The organism is Streptomyces durocortorensis, from assembly GCF_016901035.1.
Taxonomy (GTDB): Bacteria; Actinomycetota; Actinomycetes; order Streptomycetales; family Streptomycetaceae; genus Streptomyces; species Streptomyces durocortorensis.
The window spans coordinates 1-14,063 of sequence record NZ_JAFEUF010000188.1; the positions used below are offsets into that span (position 1 = coordinate 1).

A 14,063-nucleotide genomic window follows, 5' to 3' on the forward strand; every position below is an offset into this window, starting at 1 on the left:
CACCCCTCCCACCCGTCCACCCGGCTGCTGGCCGACGCGCCGAAGCAGTGGCAGCGGCTGCTGCCGTACGTCGTGGTGCTCGCCCTGACCGCGACCTTCATCCCGGTCACCATCAACGTCCTGACCTCGCAGTACGGCGTGCCGGGCGGGCTGGCCGGGGCGCTCGGGGTGGCCCAGGCGGCCCCGTTGCTGATGCTGGCCCACCGGCCTCTCCAGGCATGGTGGATCATCTTCCCGGCCGACATCGCGGGAGCGCTGGTGCTGCTGGCCCACGATCCCGGGCGGCACGACACCTGGCCGTGGCCCCCGCCGACTCTGGTCGCGTACCTCTTCCTGCTGCTGGCCCTCGGTCTGCGCGAGACCCGGCGGACCGTCCTCGCCGTGTGGGCGGCGACGGCCGCGGCCGGGGCGGCGCTGCATCTGGTCGCGTCCTCGGACCGCAGCACCGGCAGCGCCCTGCTGCTGCCGATCCTCGGCGCGGTGGTCCTGGTGATCGGCGGGGCGGTACGGGAGCGGGGCGAGGCGACCCGGCGGCTGGCCGAGCAGGAGACGATCAGCGAGGCGGAGCGGGCGCAGCGCACGCTGCTGGAGGAGCGGACGCGGATCGCCCGTGAGCTGCACGACGTGGTCGCGCACCACATGTCGGTGATCACCGTGCAGGCGGACTCGGCGCCGTACCGGATCACCGGGCTTTCGGAGCCCGCGCAGGAGGAGTTCGCGTCCATCGCGGCGGCGGCGCGGGAGTCGCTGGGCGAGATGCGGCGGCTGCTGTCGGTGCTGCGCAGCGACGGCACGGAGGGCGACCGGGCGCCGCAGCCGGGTCTGGACCGGCTCCAGCAGCTGGTGGAGGCGACGGTACGGGCCGGGCTTCCGGCGGAGCTGGCGCTCGCCAAGGATCTGGGCGAGGTGCCGCCTGCGGTGGATCTGTCGGCGTACCGGATCGTGCAGGAGGCGCTGGCCAACGTGGTGCGGCACGCGCCGGGGGCGCGCACCCGGGTCCTCGTCGCGCCTGACGACGGCCACCTCCTCGTGCTGGTCGTCAACGAGCCGTCCGTCAGGCCCGCTTCACCGCTGGAGAGCGCCGGGACCGGGCACGGGCTGGTGGGGATGCGCGAGCGCGTACGGTTGACCGGCGGCACGCTGGACACCGGGCCGCTGCCCGGCGGCGGGTTCCGGGTGGCCGCCCGGATGCCGCTGCCCCCGCCGGGCCCCCCGTCCGGCTCGCCTTCCAGCTCCCCTCACAACTCACCTTCCGTACGACCTTCTTCGGAGGATCTGTGACCATCCGCGTGATCATCGTCGACGACCAGGCCATGGTGCGGGCCGGGTTCGCGGCGCTGCTGGCGGCGCAGAGCGACATCGACGTGGTGGGCGAGGCGGCGGACGGCCGCCAGGGTGTGGACGTCAGCCGCCACCAGCATCCCGACGTGGTCCTGATGGACGTCCGGATGCCGGAGATGGACGGACTTGCCGCCGCGCGCGAGCTGTTGAACCCGCCGGTGGGGGTGGTGCACCGCCCGAAGGTCCTGATGCTGACGACGTTCGACGTGGACGACTACGTGTACGAGGCGCTGCGCGCCGGGGCGTCCGGGTTCCTGCTGAAGGACGCGCCGCCCGCCGATCTGATCGCGGCCGTACGGGTGGTGGCGGCCGGCGACGCGCTGCTCGCGCCCTCGGTGACCCGGCGGCTGATCGCGGACTTCGCGGCGCAGCGGCCCGCCGGGGCGACGCGCACCGGGCAGGCGCTCCGGCTGAACGCGCTCACCCCGCGCGAGAGCGAGGTGCTGGAGCTGATCGCCCGGGGGCTGTCGAACCAGGAGATCGCCGAGCGGCTCGTCCTGGCCGAGCAGACCGTCAAGACGCACATCGGGCGGGTGCTGGCCAAGCTGGACCTGCGGGACCGGGCGCAGGCGGTCATCTTCGCGTACGAGTCGGGGCTGGTGACTCCGGGGGACGCGGCGACCTAGGGGGTGTCCGGCAGGTCAGGGCCGGACACCCCCTGAGGGTCGGACACCCTCTGAGGGCCGGGCACCCTCTGGCCGTACCGGCTACCGACCTCCCCCACCCCCTACCCCGGTATCACACCGCAGTTGGCTCCCCGGTGTGACGTCACGTCACCCGTCCTCTTCCTACCTTCCTCCCGGTCGCACCGCTCGGTGCGGATCCGGAGAGGGAGGGCACAATGCGCCGATACGCGAGGACGCTGGCCGCGTTCGCACTGGCCACCAGCGTGGTGGCGGGGACCGCCGGCTGGGTCTCGGGGGATGCGCAGCAGGCGCTGACCGGGCCGCCGCCGGGCAGTGCGCAGTGGCGGACGGACGGGGCGCTCGGCACGGAACTGCCCGATCCGGAGCGCTCCACGCCTGCCGAAGTATCCGCGTTCTTCGCGGGGTTGAGCATGCGGGAGCGGCAACTGCTGGTGGTGCGGCATCCGTCCGTCGTCGGGAATCTCGACGGGACGCCGCTGGAACTGCGCTACCGCGCCAACTCCCTTGCCCTGGCCGCCGCCGACGACCCCCGCTACCGTTCGCTGGCCGCCCCCGGCCGCCAGATCCTCGCGTTCGACCCGCGCGGACGCGGTCAGGTGGCGGAGGTGTTCGGGGACCTGCGCGCGGCGCACCGGGTCTCGGTGCTGGTGCCCGGTTCCGACAACGACGCCGGGACCTTCGACCGGAAGGTCGCCGCGCACGGGGCTCCCGCCGGGATGGCCAGGACCCTGCACACGGCGGCCGGTCCGGGGACGGCCGTCGTCGCCTGGGTCGGGTACACCACCCCGGTGGGCGTCGGCATCGACGCGGCCACCGGCAGCCTCGCGGAGGCGGGCGCCGGGCGGCTGACCCGGTTCACGCAGGGTCTGACGGCGGACGGGCTGCCCGAGCCCGCCGTGTTCTGCCACAGCTACGGCTCCGTCGTCTGCGGGCTCGCCGCACACCGGCTGCCCGCCACCGACCTGGTGGTCCTCGGCTCCCCCGGCATGCGGGCGGACGATGCCGCGGGGCTGCGGACGAAGGCGCGGGTGTGGGCGGCGAAGGACCCGACCGACTGGATCGACAACGTGCCGAACGTGCGCTTCGCGGGCCTCGGCCACGGAACAGACCCGACCGATCCGGCATTCGGAGCCCGCCGCATACCGGCGGACGAGGCCCGGGGGCATGCCGGTTACTTCGCACCGGGGACGGATTCGCTGCGGACCTTCGCCGCCATCGCCCGGGGGACGGCCACACCGGAAGGGGCTCATGCTCCGGCGGACGCGCAGGCCCTCGGCGGCGCGGAAGCACGGGACGGCGCGCAGGCACTCGGCGGCGCGGAAGCACGGGACGGCGCGGGAACTCTCAAGGACGCGGAAGCCACAGCGGGCGCCCACGCCTTGGAAGGAACGGCCCGATGAACGCCGTACGCAAGAACGCGCGGCAGCTCGCCGCCCGGATCGACGCCTCCACGCCCGCCCACCGCGACCGGGCCGTCGACGGCCTGCGGGCCTTGGCGCTGCTCGCCGTGCCGCTCGGTCACTGGATGCTCGGCGGGTTCCGGCTGGACGCCGACGGCCTGCACAACGCGAGCCCGCTGGCCACGTTCGGCGCGCTCGCCCCCGTGAGCTGGGTGCTCCAGATGCTGGGGATCTTCTTCCTGGTCGGTGGGTACGCCTCGGTCCTCTCCTACGGCCGCCGGGCCTCGACGACGGCCGCCTGGCTGGGCGGCCGGCTGGCCAGGCTCGGCCGCCCCGTGCTCGGGGTGAGTGCCGTGTGGGCGGTGCTGCTCGCGGTGCTCTCCGCGCTGGGCGTGCCCGGCGACACGCTGCGTACGGGGTCGACGCTGGTGATCCAGCCGCTCTGGTTCGTCGGGGTGTACACCGTGGTCACGGCCCTCACCCCGGTCTGCGTCACCCTGGCGCGGAGGCTCGGCGGCTGGGCGGCGCTGCCGCTGCTGGTCTCCGTCGCTGCGGTGGACTTCCTGCGCTACGGGCCGTTCGGGGAGGCGATGCCGTCCTGGCTGAGCGTGGTCAATGTCCTGCCCGGCTGGCTGTTCGCGTATCAGCTCGGTGTGTCCTGGGGCGAGGGGCGCATCGGGAAGCGTGGGGCCCGGCTGCTGCTGGTCGGCGGCGGAGTGCTGTTCGCCGTGCTGCTGCTGGTCTTCCACTACCCGGCGTCGATGGTCGGGGTGCCGGGCGAGACCCGGACGAACTCGCATCCGCCGTCGCTGCTGGTGGTGGCGTTGGCGGCGGCGCAGAGCGGAGCGGCGATCATGCTGCGCGACCGGCTCGGGCGGCTGCTGCGCAATCCGCTGCTCTGGGCGCCGGTCGTGGTGGTCAACCTGTCCGCGATGACGATCCTGTGCTGGCACCAGACGGCGATGCTGGCCGCCGCCGTGCCGGCCTCGCTCGCGGGGGCCGGGGGCACGACGGTGGCGGGGCTGACGACCGCGCCGGACACGGTGGGCTGGATCCTCGCCCGGGCCGCGTGGCTGCCGGTGTTCGCCGGGCTGCTGGTGCTGATCGCCCGGTACGCGCGCCGCTTCGAGGCCCCGTGGCGGGCGGGCACCCGCGCCGCGAACGCCCGCCGCGCACTGGCGGGGCTGCTCGCGGCGGGGTTCGCGGTGTTCGCGCTGGGGCTGGCGTGAGGAAACGGCGTCGTCATGAACTCCATGAAGTTGATGAAGTTCATGAACCAGGCGATCACCCCCGTACGCCCCCGGCCTCTTCGCGACGCCTACTCCCGCGCCGCAGCCGTGCTGCTCATGTCCGGGTAGCGGTCCCCCGCCACCCGGTCCGCGATCGGCTCCAGCGCGGCCAGTTCGTCCGCCGTCAGGGTCAGGCGAGTCGCCGCGGTGTTCTCCAGGAGGCGGCTGCGCTTGCGGGTGCCGGGGATCGGTACCACGTTCAGGCCGTGCACCTCGGCGCGCTGCTGGACCCAGGCGAGGGCCACCTGTGCGGCCGTCACCCCGTGCGCGGCGGCGATCTTGTGGACGGGCTCCAACAGCGCCGCGTTGGCCCTGGCGTTGTCGCCGGTGAAACGGGGCTGGCGGGCCCGGAAGTCGCTCGCCGCGAGGTCCTTGCCCGCGTCGGTGAAGGCCCCGGTGAGGAAACCGCGGCCGAGCGGGGAGTACGGGACGAGCGTGACGCCCAGGTCGGCCGCCGCGCCGACGGCGCTCTTCTCGACGTCCCGGCTGAAGAGCGACCACTCCGACTGGAGGGCGGCGATGGGGTGCACCGCGTAAGCCTCGCGCAGCTCGGGGCCGGTCACCTCGCTCAGCCCGAGCTGCTTGACCTTGCCCTGCTGGACCAGCTCCGCCAGCGCACCGATGGACTCGGCGAGCGGGACGGCCGGGTCGCGGCGGTGCATGTAGTAGAGGTCGATGACGTCGGTGTTCAGCCGGCGCAGGCTCGCCTCGACGGCGGTACGGATGTACGCGGGGTCGTTGCTGATGCCCCGGTACTGGGGGTCGTCGGTGCGGACGAGGGCGAACTTGGTGGCGAGGGTGATCTCGTCCCGGTGCGCCCCGACGAACGGGGCGAGGAACTCCTCGTTGGCCCCGCGCCCGTAGGCGTCGGCGGTGTCGAGGAGCGTGACGCCGGCCTCCAGGGCCGCGTCCAGGGTGTCGCGGGCGGCGGCGAGGTCGGTGTCGCCGTAGAACTCGCTCATGCCCATGCAGCCGAGCCCCTGGACGCCGACGCGCGGTCCGCCCGCTCCCAGCTCCACGGTGGCGATCTTGTCAACAGTCATCAGGCACTGTGCCTCTCCGGCGCCCGGCGGGCGCCCGCATAGAACTCGATCTTGTGGTCGAGGACGGCGAGGGTGTCGTGGAGCTCCGCGATCCGCGTGATCACATCGCGGCGGGTCGCCTCCAGCAGCTCCTGGCGTGCCTCGACGGTGGACTCCCCCTCGCGCAGCAGCTCCGCGTACCGCACCATGTCGGCGACGGGCATTCCGGTCAGCCGCAGCTTGCCGACGAAGGTCAGCCAGTCGAGGTCGCGGTTGCTGAAGCGGCGCTGGCCGGTGTGCGAGCGGTCGACGTGGGGCATGAGCCCGATGCGCTCGTACCAGCGCAGGGTGTGCGCGGTGAGCCCGGTGAAGGCGACGACCTCGCTGATGGTGTAGCTGTCCTGGCCCGCGGGGCGGGGGTGCTGCGTCATGTGTTCCACGCTAGATCCTTGGAGTGCACTCGAAGCAAGCGGAACCGGCGCCGTATTCCCGAACCTCGCCCACCACACCTATCCGGTTTGTCCGAGATGAAGGAATGTTCATCCTGGCTTCATGTTCGTACCGCCCGGGACCGTCAGGGTGAACGCATGGCTTTCTCACCCCGTCTGGCGGCTCTGGCAGCCGTCGTCGCCGTGCCGCTGGGCATAGCGGCCACCAGCTATGCCATGACCGACACCTCGGAGGCGCCGAAGGTACCTCCCACCGTCCGGCTGGAGGAGAGTCCGCCCGGCACACCGCCGCCGGGCGGGGACACGCCGCCGAGCGGGAGCACCTCCCCGAGCGGCTTCCCGACGCCGAGCGATTCCTCCACGCCGACCCGTACACCGGACAGCTCCGTCGTTCCGGGCCCCTCCGCGGCCGATGACGACGATGACGACGACTTCGGTGATGACGGTTAGCCGGTCGACGCTGGGCTTTCCGAGGATTTCCGCCCGGGTACGGATCCTGCTGTGGCTGCTGGTCGTGATGGCGGTCGCGCTGGGAGCGGTCGCCGTCACCGTGCGCTCCATCCTCCAGCGGGACGTGGACCACCGCATCAGCCAGCTGCTCACCCAGGAGACCGGCGAGTTCGCGAACTTCGTGCCGCAGGGGGTGGACCCGGACACCGGCGGCCGGTTCGACACCGCCGACCGGCTGCTGCGCATCTATCTGCAACGCCAGTACGCCGACCCGGACGAGGAGTTGCTGGGTCTGACCGGCCCGGCCGGCGACCGGCCCGACATCATCCGGCAGCGCCGCGACCTCCCCCCGGACACGGCCCTGTGGCAGGACACCGCGTCGCTCACCCGGATCCGCTCCTCCCAGGACTCCTTCGGCACGCTGGAGCGCCCGCAGGGCGAACTGCGGTGGGCGAAGGTCGAGATCGGACCGTCCGCGGGCGGGCAGCCCGGGGCGTTCGTCGTCGCCTTCCACCCGGAGCGCGAACGGGCCGTCGCCGACAAGACGTTCTGGATGCTGCTCGCCCTGTCCGGGGTCGCCCTGCTGATGACGACCGGGATCGGCTGGGCCGTCGCCGGACGCATCCTCGCGCCCGTCCGGCTCGTGCGGACGACGGCGGCGGAGCTGACCGAGCAGGATCTGACCCGGCGGATCCCCGTGGAGGGCCGGGACGACATCGCGGCCCTCGCCGAGACGTTCAACGCGATGCTGGACCGTCTGGAGCGGGCGTTCGCCGCGCAGCGGGTCTTCGTCGACGACGCCGGGCACGAGCTGCGCACCCCGATCACCATCGTCCGGGGCCACCTGGAGCTGATGGGCGACGATCCGGCGGACCGGGAGGAGACGGTACGGCTGGTCACGGACGAGCTGGACCGGATGAGCCGGATCGTGGAGGACCTGCTGCTGCTCGCGGGGGCCGAGCGCCCCGACTTCGTGCGCCCGGAGCCCGTCCAGCTCGCGGAGCTGACCGCCGACGTGTTCGTGAAGGTGCGGACCCTCGGCGAGCGGGAGTGGGTGCTCGACGGGGTCGCGGACCGCGAAGTGCGCCTGGATCCGCAGCGGATGACGCAGGCGATGGTCCAGCTCGCGCAGAACGCCGTCCAGCACACCGTGCCCGGTCAGCGCATCCGGATCGGCTCCCGGGCCGTCGACTCGCGGGCCGAGGGCGACCGCGTCGAGCTGTACGTCGCCGACCACGGGCCCGGCATTCCGCCGGAGGACGCCGAGGTCATCTTCGAGCGGTTCCGCCGGGGCACGTCCCGGCGCGGAACCCGCACCAGCGGGGCCGGGCTCGGCCTCGCCATCGTCAGGGCCATCGCGGAGGGCCACCACGGCCGCGTCGAACTACGCCGGACCGAGGGCGGCGGAGCCACCTTCGTACTCACGCTGGAGACCGATTCATGAACCGCATCCTGATCGCCGAGGACGAGGAGCGCATCGCCTCGTTCGTCCAGAAGGGGCTGCGCGCCAACGGCTTCACCACAGTCGTCGCCGAGGACGGCGACCTGGCGCTCGGCCACGCGCTGACCGGCGGGTTCGACCTGATGGTCCTCGACATCGGGCTGCCCGGCCGGGACGGCTTCACCGTGCTGCGCGAGCTGCGCGAGGCGCGCGTCACGCTGCCGGTGATCGTGCTCACCGCCCGCGACTCCGTCCGGGACACGGTGGCCGGCCTGGAGGGCGGGGCCGACGACTGGATGACGAAGCCGTTCCGCTTCGAGGAGCTGCTCGCCCGGGTACGGCTGCGCCAGCGCACCGCCGCCCGCGCGCCCGAGGTCACCATGTTGCGCAGCGGCACCCTCGCCCTGGACCTGCGGACGCGCCGGGCCCGCGCGGAGAACCGGACGGTGGACCTGACGGCGCGGGAGTTCGTGCTGCTGGAGATGTTCCTGCGCCACCCGGGCCAGGTGCTGTCGCGCGAGCAGATCCTGTCGCATGTGTGGGGGTACGACTTCGACCCCGGCTCCAACATCGTGGACGTGTATGTCCGGGCGCTGCGACGGAAGTTGGGGGCGGAGCGGCTGGAGACGGTACGGGGCATGGGGTACCGGCTGCCCTGAGCCGGCGGGCCTCAGCCCCTCTCGGTCGGCCCGGCGGCAAGCCGGCGTACGGCGCGCTCGATCGGCGTGAGTGTCAGCACGCGAACTCCTCGTAGGGAGAGGGCCCGTGGGCCTGGATGTCCGTGGACGAAGCGCCCGTAAGCGCTCTGACGGCAACTCAGCTCAACCCGGCCCCACAACGCCTCTGCTCCTGCCGCTTCACAGGCATCGCGGAGCGGAGCAGCCCGGAGCAGCCTGCGGGTGAGATGAAAAGTCCTTAACGGGCGGCTCATCGACCGCTCACCCCGCCTTCAGATGCTGTACAGCGTGCCTCTCCCTCTCCGGCAGACCGTCGGCCTCTGCGCCGTCCTCGGGCTCTGCGCTCTCCTCGCCGTCCCCGGCGCCGCCCCCGGCCTCAGCGCCGACGGGCGGCTCTCGCTCGCCGTGTTCGCCCTGGCCACCGCCGCCTGGATCGCCACCCCGGTGGACGACGCCTACATCGCGCTCGGCGCGGGCCTGGCGCTGACGGTGACGGGGGTGATCAGCAGCGAGACCCTGTTCGCCACTTTGGGTGACGAGACGGTGTGGCTGCTGATCTGCGCCTTCGTCCTGGCGGCCGCCGTGACCCGGACCGGGCTCGCGGGCCGGGCCGCCGTCTTCCTGGTCGGCGGGGCCAGGACCGTACGCCAGTTGGTGCACCTGACCACGGCCGGTCTGGTCGTCACCGCGTTCGCCGTACCGGCCACGTCCGGGCGGGCCGCGCTCGCCCTCCCGGTGTTCCTGGCGCTGGCGGCCGCACTCCGTGAGCGGACCCGCCTGGTCGTCATGCTGGCGCTGCTCTTCCCCACGGTCATCCTGCTCTCCGCCGTAGCGACGCTGATCGGCGCGGGGGCGCACCTGATCACGGTCGGGGTGCTGTGGGAGCAGACCGGGGAACAGCTGAGCTTCGTCCAATGGCTCGTCCTCGGGCTGCCGTTGGCGGTCGTCTCGTCCCATCTCGCCGCCGAGCTGGTGCTGTTGACGACGACCCGGCGCGCCGACCGGAAGGGTCCGGTCTCGATCACGGCGGCGCAGATCCAGGAGCACTCCGAGACGGCCGTCGAGGGCCCGTTCACCCCGGCGGAGTCCCGGTGCCTGCTGCTCCTGGCGACGGTCGTCCTGCTGTGGTGCAGCGAGCCGTTGCACGGGGTGTCGCCCGCCGTGGTCGCGCTCATCGGCGCGCTGGTGGCGACCTCGCCCGCGCTGGGGACGGTTCGCTTCAAGGACGGTCTGCGGACGGTCCCCTGGCCGCTGCTGCTGTTCATGGCCGCCACGATGGCGATGGGCTTCGCCCTCTCCGACTCGGGTGCGGCCGACTGGCTGGTGGGGTGGATACCCCTGGGGGCGTCCACACCCCCGTGGCTGTTCCTGGCCGGAGTGGTCCTCGTCAGCACGGCCGCCCACCTGGCCCTCCAGTCGCGCTCCGCCCGGTCCTCCGTCCTCGTCCCGCTGGTGGTCGCGGCGGCGGTCGGGGCCGGGGTCAACCCGGTCACGGCGGCGCTGGCGTCCACGGCCGCCGCAGGTTTCTGCCACACCCTGCCGTCCTCGGCCAAGCCGGTCGCGCTCTTCGCGGACGTGCCCGGCACCCCGACGTACACCCCGCGCGACCTGCTGCGGCTGTCCGCCTTCCTCGCGCCGCTCACGGCGGCCCTCGTCCTCGCCTTCGCCCTCGTCGTCTGGCCGCTGCTCGGCGTGCCCGTCCTCCTGGAGATCCAGCCATGACCCCTCGCCCTCACCGCATCGCCATCGCCCCCAGCGGGTTCAAGGAGTCCCTGTCCGCCGCCCGGGTCGCGGAGGCCATCGCCACCGGGGTACGCCGAGTGGTCCCCGACGCCGAACTCGACCTCATCCCCCTCGTCGACGGCGGCGAGGGTACGGCGGAGGCGCTGGCCCTGGCGGGCAGCGGGCGTCTGGTCCCCGTCACGGCGACGGGCCCGGTGGGCGACCCGGTCGCCTCGCACTTCGCGCTGCTGGGCGGCGGCACAACGCCCGGCCCGCTGACCGCAGTCGTCGAGATGGCGGCCGTCGCGGGCCTCGCCCTGGTCCCGCCGGACCGCCGCCACCCGGGCGCGACGACGACGTACGGGGTCGGCGAGCTGATCCGGGCGGCCCTGGACTCCGGGGCGCGGCGCATCCTCGTCGGCTGCGGCGACTCCGGTACGTCGGACGGGGGCGCGGGCGCCCTCCAGGCGCTCGGGGCCCGGCTGACCGACCGGCACGGCCGTGAACTCCGGCCGGGCGGCGGTTCGTTGCACGAGCTGGAGCACATCGACCCGTCCGGCCTCGACCCGAGGCTCGCCGAAACCGAGCTGCTCGTGGCCTGCAACCCGTACAACGTGCTCTGCGGAAAGCGCGGCGTGGCCCGGGTGTTCGGGCCGCAGAAGGGGGCGACCCCGGCGGAGGTGGAGCTGCTCTCGGCGGGCCTGGAGCGGCTGGCCGCCGTCCTCACCCGGGACCTGCTCCCGGCGTTCGCCCCGCCGGCCGGCACCCCGGTCGACCTGCGGACGGCCCCTGGCACGGGAGCGTCGGGCGGCCTTGGGGCGGGGCTCGCGTCCGTGGGCGCCCGGCTCCTGCCCCGTTACGACGTCCTCCTCGACGGCCTCGACCTGGACGCCCGCCTGGCCCGCGCCGACTTCGTGATCACGGCGGAGGGGGCGCTCGACCACCAGACCGTACGCGGGAAGATCCCGGCGGAGGTCGCCCGGCGGGCGCAGGCCGCGGGGGTGCCGGTCCTGGTGCTGGCCGGGACGATCGGGCCGGGCGCGCAGGACGTACGGGCGGTGGGCGTGGACGCGTACAGCGCGATCCTGCCCGCGCCGATGACGCTGGTGGAGGCGATCGGCCGGAGCGGCGAGTTCCTGGCGGACGCGTCGGAGAGGGCGATGCGGATCATGGCGCTGGGGACCCGGCTGACACGGCTGGACCCGCTGGCCGCGTGAGAGGGCGATCCGCTCCTTCGGAGTGGCCTCTGGTGGGTTGCAGGACCGGGCCCCCGGCCCTGCAGCCCACTCCCCTGGGGACCTTTCGGCGGAGGGCGGCGTCCGGCTCCTGGGCGGCCGTCACGCCTGGGCCATGTGGCGCCTCGCCATCAACCCTTGAGATCCCACCCACGACATACGCGCCGGCCGCGATGAGGCAGACCACGCCTACTCCCAGGAAGCGGAATCGGATGACCGACTTGCCGATGGGAAAAGCCTTCGGCGGCGCAAATCCAGAATTCCGGTCACTGAGTCAGCAGATTCAAGGCTGACCGGCTTTCCTTTTCTGAGTGAAATAGTAAGTCACCATCAAGATGCATGCGATGAGAACCAGGAGCCCCCACCCTCCATTATTTCCCATGACAATGAGGAAAACAGAGAAGGCGATCCCCACAACTGAAAGTGCGGCGGTGAACTGAGCGTACCTCTTGACGAGGGCTCGCTGTTCCATGGACCATCCGACGCGAGGCATATGGTTGCCTTTCTGTGTCGCGATCCGGGAGGGTAAGGACAGAGATTCCTTCCTTCCCTCCCGGAATTACTTTACCCGCTCACGAGGTTGGAAGCTATTTGTCCTGAGCTCCACGAAATTGCATAACACCCGGCTGTGGCACCCAAAGATGTCCCCAGTGTGGGAGCAGCGGTGGCGCCGACCGCGGTTGCGCAACCTACGGCGGCAATGCCACCGACGACCACGCCTGCCACGTCGCCCCAGAGGGCTTTCGTGTCTCCTTCGGCCAGGTGAGCGATTCCCGTACCCACGTCGCCGATGGGGCCGAGTGCGTCCGCGATACCGCCCAGGCTGAGAAGCCCGGTGGGGTCGATGCGGTTGACGGGGTCGCCTTCGGCGTAGAGGTAGGGGTTCTGTTCCTGGCCGGAGGGGTCGGGGGTGGTGAAGCGGCCGATGTTGGGGTCGTAGTAGCGGGCTGCGAAGTGGTAGAGGCCGGTGGGGTCCTGGTAGCCGCCGGCGAAGCGGTAGGGCTGGGGGACCTGTTCGGTGGTGGCGGCTCGCTGGACGCCGCGGGGGCTGTAGGCGTACGTGTTGACCTTCGCGCCGGCTTCGTCCGCCAACGCCATAACACTGCCGGGTGCAGCCCTCAAAGGCACCAGGAGGGCGAGCACCATTGCGTGAGCTCGCCCTCCTGAATCCAGGATGGATCAAAATTGGTTCTTGTTCCGATGGCGTGCGCTCAAGGTGGCGGCGGCCCACGTGGCCAGGGTGATACCTAGGACGGTTAGACCGCCGGCAGTCATACCCATGGCCAGGAGCGCTATGGAGAGAATCACTCCAAGGAAGCCGAAGATATGACTGGTCACCAGCAGTCGTTTCAGCAGCGACTGCCGTTGCAGTGGAACTCCGACTTGGCGCATGCCATATCTCCTTTCGCAGCTCTGAAGGGATGACCCTCCAAGAGCGATCCGTCTAGTTAAAGGAAATTTGGGCTATCTGGCTGACTGCCCATCCAGCCGCATAGCAGCCAGCGGCAAAACCCAGTGAGGTTCCGAGTGTCAGCGGGGCCGCGACCACAGCGCTTGCGCAATCCACGGGAAGCCGCCCCCAGTCACCGCACCTGCTACGCCGCCCCACAACGCCTCGGTATCATCCTCAGCCAGGTGCTGGCCTGCTTGAATGAGGTCACCAGCAGGGTCCAGGGCATCCAGGAATGCAAGTCCGGTGGGGTCGATCTTGTTGACGGGGTCGCCTGCGGCGTAGAGGTAGGGGTTCTGTTCCTGGCCGGAGGGGTCGGGGGTGGTGAAGCGGCCGATGCTGGGGTCGTACTAGCGGGTGCCATGCCTGAGCTGACGGCGCAACAAATCAGGCATGGCAGAGCGAAAGAAGGCGAAGAATCGCTACCGTTTACGGGCCTTGCTCACCAGGAACGCGACCCCGACGATAACGATCAAGATGATCGCAATCATCCAGAAAGACGGGGTTCCCTGCCCAGCTCCCTTAGCCAGAATGAGCCCATCGATCATCTCTGTCTCCTTGTGTTGTTTGCGGCCAGTGATTAGTTGAGGACGCTGCTGGCGGCTTTCTCGCCGAGTTCGCCGGCCCCGTATCCGACTGCGAAGCAAGTGGCTCCGACGGCCAGGCCGCCCACGCCTGCGGTCGGGGCACTGACGGCGACGGCGACTGCGCCGCAACCGGCCTCAGCGGCAGCTCCCGCCGCCATGCCGACTCCCGTAGCCAGGGCGTCCTTGTAGTTGCCTTCGTCGATGTCCTTGGCCAAGCTTCCGATGTCGTACATGTCGAAGCCCTTACCGACGGCATCGAAGAAGGACAGTCCGTGCGGGTCGATCTTGTTGACGGGGTCGCCTGCGGCGTAGAGGTAGGGGTTCTGTTCCTGGCCGGAGGGGTCGGGGGTGGT

General features: G+C 71.7%; 13 protein-coding genes and 2 pseudogenes. 9 read left to right on the forward strand and 6 right to left on the reverse strand.

Features of this window, described 5'->3' with window-relative positions:
• The 4 genes from JS521_RS26825 to JS521_RS26840 form a co-directional block, all read left to right on the forward strand.
• Positions 1-1,281: sensor histidine kinase (locus JS521_RS26825; protein WP_205085546.1), on the forward strand; the 1,281-nt coding region annotated here is incomplete at its 5' end.
• A complete protein-coding gene (locus tag JS521_RS26830; RefSeq protein WP_205085547.1) occupies positions 1,278-1,967 on the forward strand; it encodes a response regulator in 690 nt (229 codons plus the stop codon). The genes JS521_RS26825 and JS521_RS26830, both read left to right, overlap by 4 nt.
• Before the next feature lie 215 nt (positions 1,968-2,182).
• Positions 2,183-3,388, forward strand: a complete 1,206-nt coding sequence (locus JS521_RS26835; RefSeq protein ID WP_239487873.1) for an alpha/beta hydrolase — start codon at positions 2,183-2,185, stop codon at positions 3,386-3,388.
• Positions 3,385-4,617, forward strand: coding sequence for an acyltransferase family protein (locus JS521_RS26840; RefSeq protein ID WP_205085548.1), 1,233 nt, complete (start codon positions 3,385-3,387; stop codon positions 4,615-4,617). Before JS521_RS26835 ends, JS521_RS26840 begins: the two co-directional genes overlap by 4 nt.
• A gap of 89 nt (positions 4,618-4,706) precedes the next feature.
• Here the strand turns inward: JS521_RS26840 and JS521_RS26845 are convergent, their stop codons facing one another.
• Positions 4,707-5,720 (reverse strand): aldo/keto reductase, encoded by a 1,014-nt coding sequence (locus tag JS521_RS26845; protein ID WP_205085549.1) that lies wholly within the window; start codon positions 5,718-5,720, stop codon positions 4,707-4,709.
• Positions 5,720-6,130 (reverse strand): MerR family transcriptional regulator, encoded by a 411-nt coding sequence (locus JS521_RS26850; protein WP_205085550.1) that lies wholly within the window; start codon positions 6,128-6,130, stop codon positions 5,720-5,722. The genes JS521_RS26845 and JS521_RS26850 overlap by 1 nt, the downstream gene beginning before the upstream one ends.
• Positions 6,131-6,286: 156 nt before the next feature.
• On the opposite strand from JS521_RS26850, the gene JS521_RS26855 reads away from it, so the two are divergent.
• The 5 genes from JS521_RS26855 (at position 6,287) to JS521_RS26875 (ending at position 11,655) form a co-directional block, all read left to right on the forward strand.
• Positions 6,287-6,598: a small hydrophilic protein gene (locus JS521_RS26855; RefSeq protein ID WP_205085551.1), complete on the forward strand. Its 312-nt coding sequence runs from the start codon at positions 6,287-6,289 to the stop codon at positions 6,596-6,598.
• The gene (locus tag JS521_RS26860; RefSeq protein ID WP_205085555.1) at positions 6,588-8,042 is read left to right on the forward strand and encodes a sensor histidine kinase; all 1,455 of its coding nucleotides are present in this window, start codon (positions 6,588-6,590) and stop codon (positions 8,040-8,042) included. The genes JS521_RS26855 and JS521_RS26860 overlap by 11 nt, the downstream gene beginning before the upstream one ends.
• Positions 8,039-8,698 (forward strand): response regulator transcription factor, encoded by a 660-nt coding sequence (locus JS521_RS26865; protein ID WP_205085552.1) that lies wholly within the window; start codon positions 8,039-8,041, stop codon positions 8,696-8,698. The genes JS521_RS26860 and JS521_RS26865 overlap by 4 nt, the downstream gene beginning before the upstream one ends.
• A gap of 306 nt (positions 8,699-9,004) precedes the next feature.
• Positions 9,005-10,438, forward strand: coding sequence for an SLC13 family permease (locus JS521_RS26870; protein ID WP_205085553.1), 1,434 nt, complete (start codon positions 9,005-9,007; stop codon positions 10,436-10,438).
• On the forward strand, positions 10,435-11,655 hold the full coding sequence (locus JS521_RS26875) for a glycerate kinase family protein (protein ID WP_205085554.1): 1,221 nt from the start codon (positions 10,435-10,437) through the stop codon (positions 11,653-11,655). The genes JS521_RS26870 and JS521_RS26875 overlap by 4 nt, the downstream gene beginning before the upstream one ends.
• Positions 11,656-12,237: 582 nt before the next feature.
• Here the strand turns inward: JS521_RS26875 and JS521_RS26880 are convergent.
• From JS521_RS26880 to JS521_RS26895, 4 genes and pseudogenes are all read right to left on the reverse strand, one after another.
• A pseudogene (locus JS521_RS26880) lies at positions 12,238-12,795 on the reverse strand (RHS repeat-associated core domain-containing protein); the annotation flags it as partial.
• A gap of 57 nt (positions 12,796-12,852) precedes the next feature.
• The gene (locus JS521_RS26885) at positions 12,853-13,065 is read right to left on the reverse strand and encodes a hypothetical protein (RefSeq protein ID WP_088577408.1); all 213 of its coding nucleotides are present in this window, start codon (positions 13,063-13,065) and stop codon (positions 12,853-12,855) included.
• Between the two features lie 138 nt (positions 13,066-13,203).
• Positions 13,204-13,473: pseudogene (locus tag JS521_RS37395) on the reverse strand (RHS repeat-associated core domain-containing protein); the annotation flags it as partial.
• A gap of 230 nt (positions 13,474-13,703) precedes the next feature.
• On the reverse strand, positions 13,704-14,063 hold a 360-nt coding region (locus JS521_RS26895), incomplete at its 5' end, for an RHS repeat-associated core domain-containing protein (RefSeq protein WP_504740025.1).

Bases quoted from the DNA above. Each gene is read 5' to 3' on its own strand.
- JS521_RS26835 (WP_239487873.1), top strand. From the start codon at position 2,183: ATGCGCCGATACGCGAGGACGCTGGCCGCGTTCGCACTGGCCACCAGC.
- JS521_RS26855 (WP_205085551.1), top strand. From the start codon at position 6,287: ATGGCTTTCTCACCCCGTCTGGCGGCTCTGGCAGCCGTCGTCGCCGTG.
- JS521_RS26860 (WP_205085555.1), top strand. From the start codon at position 6,588: ATGACGGTTAGCCGGTCGACGCTGGGCTTTCCGAGGATTTCCGCCCGG.
- JS521_RS26850 (WP_205085550.1), bottom strand. From the start codon at position 6,130: ATGACGCAGCACCCCCGCCCCGCGGGCCAGGACAGCTACACCATCAGC.
- JS521_RS26845 (WP_205085549.1), bottom strand. From the start codon at position 5,720: ATGACTGTTGACAAGATCGCCACCGTGGAGCTGGGAGCGGGCGGACCG.
- JS521_RS26885 (WP_088577408.1), bottom strand. From the start codon at position 13,065: ATGCGCCAAGTCGGAGTTCCACTGCAACGGCAGTCGCTGCTGAAACGA.
- JS521_RS26875 (WP_205085554.1), top strand. From the start codon at position 10,435: ATGACCCCTCGCCCTCACCGCATCGCCATCGCCCCCAGCGGGTTCAAG.
- JS521_RS26840 (WP_205085548.1), top strand. From the start codon at position 3,385: ATGAACGCCGTACGCAAGAACGCGCGGCAGCTCGCCGCCCGGATCGAC.
- JS521_RS26865 (WP_205085552.1), top strand. From the start codon at position 8,039: ATGAACCGCATCCTGATCGCCGAGGACGAGGAGCGCATCGCCTCGTTC.